At 61.0% G+C, this 11,292-nt stretch carries 11 protein-coding genes and 1 pseudogene; 6 read left to right on the plus strand and 6 right to left on the minus strand.

The genetic code is table 11. The features are described from left to right. Positions 1-235: 235 nt before the first annotated feature. Together HDG33_RS33875 and HDG33_RS33880 are read left to right on the plus strand one after the other, a co-directional pair. On the plus strand, positions 236-811 hold the full coding sequence (locus tag HDG33_RS33875; protein ID WP_184039886.1) for a lysozyme: 576 nt from the start codon (positions 236-238) through the stop codon (positions 809-811). Then, complete coding sequence (locus HDG33_RS33880) at positions 798-1,208, plus strand: hypothetical protein (protein ID WP_260330676.1); 411 nt, start codon at positions 798-800, stop codon at positions 1,206-1,208. Before HDG33_RS33875 ends, HDG33_RS33880 begins: the two co-directional genes overlap by 14 nt. A gap of 100 nt (positions 1,209-1,308) precedes the next feature. Here HDG33_RS33880 and HDG33_RS33885 read toward each other — a convergent pair whose 3' ends face one another. Together HDG33_RS33885 and HDG33_RS33890 are read right to left on the minus strand one after the other, a co-directional pair. Next, entirely contained in the window at positions 1,309-2,622 is a 1,314-nt protein-coding gene (locus HDG33_RS33885) for an MFS transporter (protein ID WP_184039889.1), read from the minus strand. A 124-nt stretch (positions 2,623-2,746) separates the two neighbouring features. Next, a complete protein-coding gene (locus HDG33_RS33890) occupies positions 2,747-3,706 on the minus strand; it encodes an MBL fold metallo-hydrolase (protein ID WP_184039892.1) in 960 nt (319 codons plus the stop codon). Positions 3,707-3,911: 205 nt separating this feature from the next. On the opposite strand from HDG33_RS33890, the gene HDG33_RS33895 reads away from it, so the two are divergent. Continuing rightward, positions 3,912-4,715, plus strand: a complete 804-nt coding sequence (locus tag HDG33_RS33895; RefSeq protein WP_184039895.1) for an IclR family transcriptional regulator — start codon at positions 3,912-3,914, stop codon at positions 4,713-4,715. A 5-nt stretch (positions 4,716-4,720) separates the two neighbouring features. Further along, a complete protein-coding gene (locus tag HDG33_RS33900) occupies positions 4,721-5,575 on the plus strand; it encodes an IclR family transcriptional regulator (protein ID WP_184039898.1) in 855 nt (284 codons plus the stop codon). A gap of 10 nt (positions 5,576-5,585) precedes the next feature. Here the strand turns inward: HDG33_RS33900 and HDG33_RS33905 are convergent, their stop codons facing one another. Both HDG33_RS33905 and HDG33_RS33910 read right to left on the minus strand, forming a co-directional pair. Continuing rightward, positions 5,586-5,777, minus strand: a complete 192-nt coding sequence (locus HDG33_RS33905) for a DUF2783 domain-containing protein (protein WP_013094246.1) — start codon at positions 5,775-5,777, stop codon at positions 5,586-5,588. Positions 5,778-5,782: 5 nt separating this feature from the next. Further along, on the minus strand, positions 5,783-7,468 hold the full coding sequence (locus tag HDG33_RS33910) for an FAD-dependent oxidoreductase (protein ID WP_184039901.1): 1,686 nt from the start codon (positions 7,466-7,468) through the stop codon (positions 5,783-5,785). 350 nt (positions 7,469-7,818) lie between these two features. On the opposite strand from HDG33_RS33910, the gene HDG33_RS33915 reads away from it, so the two are divergent. Further along, the gene (locus HDG33_RS33915; protein WP_184039904.1) at positions 7,819-8,973 is read left to right on the plus strand and encodes an SMP-30/gluconolactonase/LRE family protein; all 1,155 of its coding nucleotides are present in this window, start codon (positions 7,819-7,821) and stop codon (positions 8,971-8,973) included. 73 nt (positions 8,974-9,046) lie between these two features. On the opposite strand, the gene HDG33_RS33920 is transcribed toward HDG33_RS33915, so the two are convergent. Then, a complete protein-coding gene (locus HDG33_RS33920; protein WP_090811630.1) occupies positions 9,047-9,466 on the minus strand; it encodes a DUF1810 domain-containing protein in 420 nt (139 codons plus the stop codon). 53 nt (positions 9,467-9,519) lie between these two features. Continuing rightward, positions 9,520-10,512, minus strand: a pseudogene (locus HDG33_RS33925) (NnrS family protein); the annotation flags it as partial. 208 nt (positions 10,513-10,720) lie between these two features. Here HDG33_RS33925 and HDG33_RS33930 point away from each other — a divergent pair. Then, complete coding sequence (locus HDG33_RS33930; protein ID WP_184039907.1) at positions 10,721-11,191, plus strand: ribonuclease; 471 nt, start codon at positions 10,721-10,723, stop codon at positions 11,189-11,191. Positions 11,192-11,292: the final 101 nt, after the last annotated feature.

Raw genomic sequence — 11,292 nt, forward strand, 5'->3', positions numbered from 1 at the left:
GACGCTCGGCTGGGACTCCCCCGAGGAAGCAATGGCTAAAGAGTTAGAGAAGGCCGGATTAGCTAAACGTTGCACTTGACTCTTGAGACTGCCCACTCCCTGATACGTATTACACCGCCCGACTTCCATCGGGCGAACTTGTTCACGGCATTACCGATTTGCAGGGACGCACCAAGCGCTATCAGACAGAGGGCGCGCGATCTATTCACCTTTTTATCGGTCACAGGGAGGCGTAATGCCTGATGCACTGGGAGCAGCACTGACAGATACAAACCCGAACTCACTTGTAATTCTCCAGTCGGCCAGGATTGGCAAGCCGTGGCATGTTAGCCCGGATGGGTTGTCTTTTACCGCTGTATGGGAGTCAGGGGTGTTGAATGGCGTGTACAAAGGTCATCAAGTAACAGAGGGGTTCATCTTAAAAGCCTATCGGGACAATGTTGGAATTCCTACTGTTGGATGTGGGCATCGCATTGTCCCTGCCGACCGCATCGAAGTCGGGCAGGTGATCAGCGTGGAACGTGCGCGAGAGTTCAGACGGCGGAACGTTGCCGAGGTAGAAAGACGTCTGAATGCTGACATGAAGGTCCCGTTGTTTCAGTTCGAATACGATGCCCTTGTGAGTATCGTATATAACTGTGGCTCAGGAGACGGCGCCAGCGAAATTATTAGAAAAGTTAATTCTGGCCATTATGATGATATGCATGATTTTATACTGACGTATCGGGTGGGAACGAATCGTGGCGTCAAGAATCGCCGGATTGCCGAAGCTCGTTTATTTGTCTCAGGAGTTTACGATGCATCTCATTAGGATCATGGTAGTTTTTTTTATCTCGGGTGTATTATCTTCTAGTCATGTGGTCGCTAAGTCGAACTCGGATTGCCTGCAGCATTTGGGGGGCGGTTACGGTGACGCCGAATGCTATTCCGAGTTACAGAAAGACCTGACGGTCCAGAGCAAATTTATCTATAACAAGTTGCGTGCGACCATGCGGAACGGCAACGTCCATGCGAAGTTGCTCGACGAGTACATGGAAACGCAAGATGCATCCGTGAGGTACTGCGAATTACCACGTAATGCCGGGGCAAAGTGGAAAACGGAACACGATGGATCGATGTTTTCAGCTTTGCGAGAGGAGTGCATCTACAATCTTCGCAAAGCGCAAAATCAGTTTTTAAAGGATTTGCTTGATATGGCAAATTGGTAGAGCGTGAAATCGCAGCCCCGCTTCGGCGGGGCCATTTAAAGCCAGATTACGCGGGCAAGCGGCACCACCACGACTCGGCATAGGCGACATCACCGTCGCATCACGCCCCCTTAACGCCGACCATCAAAGCGACCCCACTAACCACAAGCAGCCCCGCAAGAAGATAAACGGCAAGATCCATACTCCCCGTCGTCGTGCGAATCTGACCGATCACCCACGGACTGACGATCCCGCTCGTAATCCCAATACTGCTAATAAACGCGATCCCCGACGCAGCCGCTTTCCCGGACAGATAGCTGGTAGGCACCGCCCAAAAGATCGGCAGCGCCGCGAAAATCAACACGGCAGCGAGCGACAGGATAGCCAGCATCGCAGGAAAGCTGCTCAGATGCAGCGTAAGCGCCGCGAGCGCGAGACCCCCGCCCACCGTGCAGAAAGCAAAATGCTTACGCCGTTCCCCAGTTCGATCCGAGCGGCGCGCAATCAGAATCAGACCCACCGCACCGATCGCATTCGGCACCACGGTATAAAGACTCACCGCCACGACATCCTGAACCCCAAAATCGCGGATCATCAACGGCATCCAGAAATTAAGCGTCAGCGACGCACAGGTCAGCGAAAAATAGATGAACGCGAACAGATAGACGCGCGGATTGAGCAACGCGGCGGCGAAGCTGCGACTGTCATGCCGGTGGTCTTTCGACTGGCCTTGCGCGCAAAGCGCGACGAGTCGCTCTTTTTCGTCCTGCGTGAGCCAGCGTGCCTCGTGCGGCTTGTCGACCAGATAGCGCCACGAGAGCAATCCGAGAATCACAGCGGGTGCGCCTTCGATCGCAAACATCCACTGCCATCCGAACAGGTTCAGCACGCCGCTCATGTCGCGCATGATCCAGCCGGAGAAAAGTCCGCCGAGCACGCCCGCGACCGCCACGCCCGCGAAAAATACTGAGATCACGGCGGCGCGCCGGCTGGCGGGAAACCAATACGTCAGATACAGCACGATGCCCGGGAAAAAGCCCGCCTCGAAAACGCCCAGCATAAAGCGCAGAACGTAAAAGTGCGCGGGCTTCGACACGAACATCATGCACATCGACGCGATGCCCCACAGCAGCATGATCCGCATGAAGGTTTTACGCGCGCCGTATTTGGCCAACAGGATGTTGCTCGGCACCTCGCACAGCGCGTAGCCGACGTAGAACATAGCTGCGCCGAGTCCGTACATCGCGTCGCTGAAGCCGAGATCATGCTTCATCTGCAATTGCGCGAAGCCGATGTTGATCCGGTCCAGAAACGACACGACATAACAAAGAAACAGAAACGGCACGATGCGCCACGCGACCTTCCTGAACATCGAATCGTCGCTCGCGACGGGCGCGGCGTGGCCAATGGCGTTGCCATCGAGGGAATGCTGCATGTCTCGCTCCAGGTGCGGAGCGCGCCTGTGCGAAGACGAGCGCGCCCGAGGCGTCTAGCGCGCCTTCATGGTTTGAACGGAAAAGAGGAAAGACCGAACGGCCTTTCCCGAGTGCGCGGCGCGATCAATTCTGCAGCGCGTCCCACATTTCCTTGTCGCGCTGCGCGGTCCAGATGCGCGGATGGCTGATGCCGCTCGCTTCGTCGTAGGCTCGCGACACGTCGAACGGCAGGCAATGCTCGTAGATGAAGACGTTGCCGAACTTCGGGTCCATGGCCTTGCGCGTGAGCGCCATCGCGCCCTTCAGATCGAGCTTGTCCCTGAATGCGTCACGGCCCGCATGCAACAGCGTGGTGACGAAGTCTTTCGTGTAGTCGAGGCCCTTGTTCACATCCGCCGGCGACAGCAGCGCGGGGCCGCGACCCGGCACCAGCTTCTCCGCGTTCAGGGCGCGCAATGCTTCGAGCGTTGCCGGCCATTGTTCGAGTTGCGCGTCGCCGCAATAGCAGGCCGCTTCATACTCGACCAGGTCGCCGGAGAACAACACCTTCTGCGACGGCAGCCAGACGACCGTATCGCCCTTCGTGTGGCCGGGGCCGAGATGCGCGATGCGCACTTCGAGCTTGCCGAGAAAGAGCGTCATTTCCTTTTCAAACACCAGCGTCGGCCACGTCAGACCGGGCACCGTTTCGACGCCTGCAAAAAGACGCGGGAAGCGTTCGATCTCCGACTTCATATCGGCTTCGCCGCGCTCGACGATCATTTCGTAGGTGCCGCGGCTGGCGATCACCTGCTGTGCCCCTTCCTTGAAGTACGCCGACGCACCCAGCACACGCACCGCGTGATAGTGCGACAGCACGACGTATTTGATCGGCTTGTCGGTGACGCTGCGGATCTTCGCGATCAGGTCTTGCGCCATGGCCGGCGTGGCGGTGGTGTCGACGATCAGCACGCCGTCGTCGCCGATGATCACGCCCGAGTTAGGGTCGCCTTCGGCCGTGTAGGCATACGCGTTTTCCGATAATTGGGTCCACGTGATCTTCTTCTCTTCCAGGTCGGCCTGGGATGCGAAAGCCTTCGCCATGTCTATCTCCGTCTCACGACTCGTTGGGGGATGACTCATAGTCGTCGTCACGCTGATATTTGTCAATGACAAAATAACTTGTCATTCACTAAGCTAGGGTAAACTCCGTTGGTTGGTCGGCACGGTCCGATCGGATACCATCTAGGCCTTCCACGGGCGACACCGGACGGGCCGAATCTCCTTCGGGTCAAGGGCGGACAACACGATGGCTGATACGACAAGCGAAAAGAAACAGCGGGGGATTCAGAGCGTCGAGGTCGGCGGACGTCTGCTGCAGGCGCTGGCGCGACAGCGCGAACCGCTCGGGCTGACCGAGCTGGCCGGCGAGGCGCAACTGTCGTCGGCGCAGGCGCATACCTATCTCGTGAGCCTGACGCGCCTCGGCCTCGTCAAGCGCGATGCCCTGACCGGCAACTACGAGCCGGGGCCGCTGTCGTTGCGGCTTGGCCTCATGCATATCGAACAGCAGCCGGTCTATCGCATCGCGGCTGCCCACGCGGCTTCGCTCGCGGAGCGGATCGGTCTTAGCGTGGCGATCTGCGTGGCGGGCGTGCAGGGCCCGACCATCGTCCGATACGAGCGCAGCGGTGCGCCGCTGCATGTCAATCTGCACATCGGCACGGTGATGTCGCTCGAAGCGACATCGACGGGCCGCGTATTCTGCGCGTTCTGCGCTGCCGAGCAGGTCGCGCAAATGGCGCGAAGCCAGGCGCATTCGGCGGACCCGACGCCGGCGCGCGGCCGCGCCGCCAAAGGGCCGACTAGCGCGGAGTGGCGCAAACGCTTCGATGAGATCCGCGCGCGCGGCATCGAGCGAGGAATCGATGCGCCGAGTCCGGGCATCAGCAGTCTGAGCGTGCCGGTGTTCGATGGCGATCAACGGATGCAACTCGCGTTGACGGCGATCGGCTCGTCGGGCTCGATCGAAGTCGCGTGGGACGGTATGGTCGCGCGTCAGTTGCTCGAAACTTCCCGACGTATCACCGAAGCGCTGGTCACACCCAGCTGAGAATCATGCAGATCGAAACCCCGGACGCGTCCGACGCGAACACGCCCCAACTCAACGACACGAAAGCTCAGCGCGGAATCAGCGCGCTCGACAACACAGGCGAACTCCTGTTGGCACTCGTTGCCGCCGGCCGTCCACTGTCGTTGCGCGATCTGGCCGCGGCCGCCGATATGCCCGCCGCCAAGGCGTTTCCGCATCTGGTGAGTCTGCTCAAGGTCGGCTTGCTGAGCCGCGACGACACCGGTCTTTTCAGTGCGGGACCGCTCGGCATGGAGCTCGGCCTGATCGCATTGCAGCGCATGTCGCCGATTCGCGATGCCGAACCGGAGATCGTCACGCTTGCGGCGGAGTCCGGCATGAGCGTCGCGGTGGCGATTCTTGGACCTTTGGGTCCTACGGTAATCCGCTTCGAAGAATCGGCGAGACCACAACACGTGAGCCTGCGCGTGGGCACCGTGATGTCGCTCGTCAACACGGCGATAGGGCGCGTGTTCGCCGCGCATCTTGCGGACGACGTATTGGTCGGGCTGTTGTCGCAGGAATCGATCAGACTCGCGGGCGCGCCGGTTGCGGAAGTGCTCGTGGCGCCGAAAAAGGGCCCGCCCTCGTTGGCTCCGGCCTATCTGGCACGTCGCGCGAAGGTTGTGAGCGACGGCATCGATGACGCACTCGATGCGCCGGTGCCGGGCATCGGCGCGTTGGCCGCGCCCGTGTTCGATCATACGGGCAGCGTCAGTCTGGTGGTCGCGGTGATCGGTCCGTCGGGCGGCTTTGATTTCAGCACGCACGGCACGACCGCGCAGAGGCTGCTCGCCACGACACGACGGCTGTCGTGGCGGTTCGGCTGGATCGGGCGCTGAGCCTGGGTCGTCAATCCGCGCGCGCCAGCGCCAGCGCTTCGAGCAGCACGTCGGCATCGCCGATGTGGTTCGCGAGCAGCAGCACGAGCTTTGCGTTCATGAAATGGCTTTGCTCGTCGGTCAGTCCATTGTGCGCGTCGATGAGCTTTTCATAGAACGCATCGGGATCGGCCATATTCGTTTCGATGTTCAGCTTGGTCATGATGGTTATCCGTTGCAGGTTGCGCGATCCACGGCCTTGGCGACCGATGCGGTGTCGAGGGCGCGCCAGCGCGCGCAGACGTGCTGGTCCGGACGCAGCAGATAAAAGGTGCCGGGCCGCGCATCGAAGCGATGCGTGACGATGCCTTCGACGTCCTCGATCACCGTGACATGAGGCATCTCCGCAAGAGCGGTCACGGCCGCGCCACGCGGCACGACGATCAACGAGTGAACCGGCACCGCGAGGCATGCGAGCGCGCGAAGCTGTTCGGCGCATTTCGTCAGGTCGTCTCCCGGGCCGCAGAATTGCACACCCGTGAAGCCGCCATGTCCGGTCTGATTCAGGAACCAGGCGTCTTCGCCAGCGAGCTTGACCGGCGCGTCGGTGCTGGCCGCGCCGGGCACCATCGCACCGGTGAACGCGTCGGCGTCGGGCGTGTTAAGGGGCGAGTCGCGCAGAACCGCCGGCACCGACAGACGGCCGCTGTTGACGATGCGCCGCGCGAACGGACACTCTTTCGCGAGCTTGAGCGTGGCATCGCGGAACATCCGCGAAACCGCGCTTTTCGGCGTGATGAAGTCGGTGGCGCGCGATGAATTCAGGATGTTTTCGTCCGCCGCATACTCGCGCTCGGATGCATAGGTATCGAGCAGCGCCGGCGGCGCGTCGCCGTTGACGACGAGCCGCAGCTTCCAGGCGAGATTGTCGGCATCCTGCACGCCGCTATTCGCGCCGCGCGCGCCGAACGGCGACACGCCATGCGCCGAATCGCCCGCGAACAGCACGCGGCCATGCCGGAAACTGTCCATCCGCAAACACGAAAACGTGTAGACGCTGACCCATTCGAGCTCGAACCCGGCATCGTCGCCGAGCAGCGCTTTCACGCGCGGAATCACTTTTTCAGGCTGTTTTTCGGCGACCGGATCGGCGTCCCAGCCGAGCTGGAAATCGATGCGCCAGACGTTGTCGGGCTGCCTGTGCAGCAGTACGGATTGATTGCGATGGAAGGGCGGATCGAACCAGAACCAGCGTTCGGTCGGAAACGGCGCCTTCATTTTCACATCCGCGATCAGGAAGCGGTCCTTGAAGGTGCGACCATGACTGTCGAGACCGAGCGCCTTGCGCACCGCGCTGCGCGCGCCGTCGGCGGCGACCACGTATTGCGCGCGCATTGGATAAATGCCGTCGGGCGTTTCGACCCGCAACTCGACGTGGTCGTCTTGCTGGGTCACACCGATCACATTGCTTTTCCAGCGCATCTGCAGATTCGCGGTTCGCTTGGCCTCGTCTACCAGATAGCCCTCGACGTAGTACTGCTGCAGATTGATGAATGCCGGGCGCGCGTGGCCTGTCTCGGGCAGCAGGTTAAACGTATAGATCAGTTCATCCTGCAGGAACACCTTGCCGACGTTCCAGCTCACGCCTTTGTCGACCATCTGCTTGCCGCAGCCGAGCCGATCGAAAATTTCCAGCGTCCGCTTCGCAAAACAGATTGCGCGCGAACCGCTCGACAGCGTGTCGTCATTGTCGAGCAGTACGGTGCGAACGCCCTGCTGGGCCAGATCGATGGCCGCTGACAACCCGACCGGGCCAGCGCCGATCACCACGACCGGATAGGTGAGCGGTGCACCGGCATCGTGGTCGGCGGCTCGCTCGTAGTCGAACCGCATCGTTTGGTAGTCGATCTGCATGGCGTCTCCGGGTTCTGCGGGATGTCTTTTATTAATCTATAGCAAGCATTATTGCTCCTTGCTAATATTGGTCATTCTATAAAGCTTTTTGAGCGATCGAATCTGTATTTACCCTGGTGCGGTTCCATTGCACGCAAACCCGGCAACGAATATCCCGGCGAATCGCACTTTCGACAACGTCGAGGAAGCGCACGCCGCGCTAGAGGAGCGTCGGCAGGCAGGGAAGACGGCGGTCGAGATCGGCTGAAGGCAGACGCGTAGCGCGCCGCCAAGCATTGAAACGTCGGGTTGACCTTGGCAAGTGGCATTCGTGATACGTTAGCTGGCACAAGCAGCGATCGAGACCACCCATGCTGATTCCTCTGCTGTTACTTGTGGGGCTTCTTTGGTGGATGTTCGCGATCCATCCGGGGCATGCGGCGCTCGAGCGACTTCGTGCGATGATGGAATTTGCCCGCTTGGACTTCAAACATTTTCCGAAGCTTGCCTCGCAATCGACTGCCCGGTCTGCGATTGCCCTGGCTCTTTACGCCATCGCTTGCGCGATCAGCACAGACAACCTTGGCCTCGCGCAGGCTCAAGCACAGCCGCCGTCGTTCGAGAGCTTCGCCGTCCCGGCCGGCAGCGCACCGCATGACGTCGCACCGGCGCATGACGGCACCGTGTGGTACACCGCGCAGGCGCGGGGAGCGGTCGGGCGGCTGGACCCGCGCAGCGGCAAAACCGACATGATCGCGCTCGGCGCCGGATCGGCGCCACATGGCGTGATCGTCGGCCCCGATCGTGCGGTGTGGGTCACTGACGGCGGTCAGAACGCAATCGTGCGTATCGATCCGAAGACGCTCGCCGTAACGCGTTTTCCGCTACCCAAGGACCGGCCAGATGCCAATCTGAATACCGCCGTGTTCGACAAACAGGGGCATCTGTGGTTTACGGGGCAAAGTGGTATCTACGGCGAACTCGATCCGCAGCGATCGCGCATGCGCGTCTTTGATGCCCCACGCGGCGCCGGGCCCTACGGTATCTGCGTGACCCGCTCCGGGGATCTGTATTTCGCTTCGCTGGCGGGAAATTACGTTGGTCGCATCGACCCGACGACGGGCGCGGCACAGGTCATCGAGCCACCAACGTCGAATCAGGGCGCGCGCCGCGTCTGGGCCGATTCCAGGGGGCGCATCTGGGTCAGCGAGTGGAACGCCGGAAAAGTCGGCGTGTACGATCCTGGCACGCATCATTGGCGCGAATGGCGACTGCCCGGCAACGATCCGCACGCGTATGCAATATTCGTCGACGACCAGGACATCGTCTGGCTCAGCGAATGGAGCGCTAATGCGCTAGTGCGCTTCGATCCGCGTGCCGAGCGGTTCGACGTGTTGCCGCTGCCGCGTGACCACGCGAACGTGCGTCAGATGATGGGTCGTCCGGGCGAGGTCTGGCTGTCCGAATCCGGCACGGATCACCTGCTGCTCTTTCGATCCCGTGCAGCCGATGTGAGCGGGCAGTGACCACGCACTGCACCGGGAGCGGAATTGCGCGGTCCGCTGCGCCCCGCGTGCGCGGGACCGCTACCAAAATGGTCTAGAGCAGCTGGAGGGTCCGCGGATCGGCTTCTCCGCCGAAATACTTGCGCAAAGCTTCGATGAATACGTCGTTGTCGTTCGTGGCGCGCGCGAACAAGGTGACCGACGAGCGAAACTTCAGGTCATCCGGATACCCGAATATTTCCTCGACGGAGCGGTCGCTGACGAGGTTGACCAGGTGCGTCGTTTCGCGCAGCCGTGGGCCGAGTATCGGGTGGCGCAGATAGGCTTGCGCTTCGTCCAGCGACGAAAGCGCGAATCGCTGAGCCATTGCGCTGGTTCCGAGCCCCTCGATTTGAGGAAACACGAACCACATCCAGTGGCTTCGCTTACGTCCGTGCCTCAGTTCATCGCATACCTGGTCGTAGACCGGCTCTTGTGCATCGAGGAAGCGCTGAAGATCATAGGGATCGTCCATTTCGTACTCCGCTGCAGGTGTGGAAACCATCGTTAAACCACGATTCTCGCGCGCTCGCGTCCGGTATGTCCGCGCGCGGTGCGCGTGATCATTGCGATGATCGCGCATCCGATGACGCCGACCGTGAACGTATGAATCGCGACCGAATGCGCGACGACGCCTGGCGCGGCGAGTGCCAACATCACGAAGCCCAGGGGAATTCCCGCGTAGGCCATATGGAGGATCAGGAGGATAGGCCGATAGCCGACGCGCCACGAACGCCATCCGCTGAGCCGTAGCCCATGAATGGCCGCCGCCGCGGCGGCCGCAGCAACGATTGCTGCCCACGGCGCACCAAGCGCGTCCAGCAGAAACGCGAGCAGCGTCACCGGAATGACGGTCGCTTCGACGAATCGCCAGCGTCTCGCGCTAAAACCGGAACGGCATTGGCAGTAAACGACGGAATGATGCGCCCGCCGATGATCGTCACGAACAGAACGAGCATACCGACCGCGAGCCACGCACTGCGCAGCGCCAAGTCGCCGTGACCATGCGTTGCCCACACATGGAAGAGGGCATTGAGAAGCGCGAGCAATCCGACTGCGACCGGCAGAAAGGCGTTGTGGCGATTCTTCGCCCGCAGGAGCACGCGCAGCAGAACGAGCGCAACCACGGGCAGAAACGCCACATCCACGACGACGCCGACCGTACCCGAACCGCGCCACATCAAGATCCGGCCCGCGAGCCAATGAAGCAACAGTGCCGCGAGACCGGCGCCATGCGCGGGATTCGTGCCGGTCCACGCGCGAACCGCTGTCAGCAGAAATCCCGCGACGATCGCGGCGCCAAATCCAAAGATCATTTCGTGAACGTGCCACAGCGTTCCCTGACATATAGGACGCGGAGTCCAGCAGCAACCACCCTGCCAGCGCGCCGAGCCAGAGCAGCATGGCAATACTGCCGAACAGAGCACCGGCCAGATAGAAAGGCCTGAATCCGAGCGCCCACAGAGCGATGCGCGGCGATGTGTCGACTGGATCTGATTCGATCCTGATGGTCCGCTTCATGACTGCTCCAAACGGCAACTAGCTGTTGATTTACCTTATACGCAGGCCCTTTTCGCCGCATGCGACGAATGTTCGCGATAGGGGAAACGACTGGATTCCGATCGCGCGCAGACTATTTCCGATCGAACGTTGATTCGCTCCGTCATTAGCGATACCTTTACGTCTATCCAGGTCGTCGGGTGCTGGTCAACGAAGGGAGAACCGTTTCGTGAAGAGAGCGTGGGCTGTCTCCTGCATCGTCGCATTGAGCGCGATCTTCGGCGGATGCGGCAAGCAGGGACCGCAAAGCGCCACTGAGGCATCGGGCGCATCCGCGAGCTCGGCGCCGGTTCAGCCAGCACAGGGTGCGAGCGATGCAACCGCTGCATCAGGCGCCCAAGGAACAGGCGCGCTGGTCACCGTCACCAAGGCGCAGTTGCCGGCGGAGGCGGCCGAAACTCTGCGACTGATCAAAGCGGGCGGCCCCTTCCCGTTTAGCGATGACGGCGTCTTGTTTCGTAACAGTGCGGCTTTGCTGCCGAAGCATCCGCGCGGTTACTACCACACCTATACGGTTCGCACACCAGGCGCGACGGATCGCGGGCAGCGTCGGATCGTATGTGGTGGGCCGCGCAAGCAAACCGGCGAGTGCTATTACACCGACGATTACTACGCCAGCTTCAAGCGCATTGGAGAATAAAGACGGAATGAACTGCATCAGCGACGCTATCTGCGAACTGGCGGCGGCGTCGCAAGGCATCTTTTCGCTAGCCGCGATGGCGCATGTTTCAGCGAGTTCGG

It is taken from the genome of Paraburkholderia sp. Cpub6 (genome assembly GCF_014201065.1).
Taxonomy (GTDB): domain Bacteria; phylum Pseudomonadota; class Gammaproteobacteria; order Burkholderiales; family Burkholderiaceae; genus Paraburkholderia; species Paraburkholderia tuberum.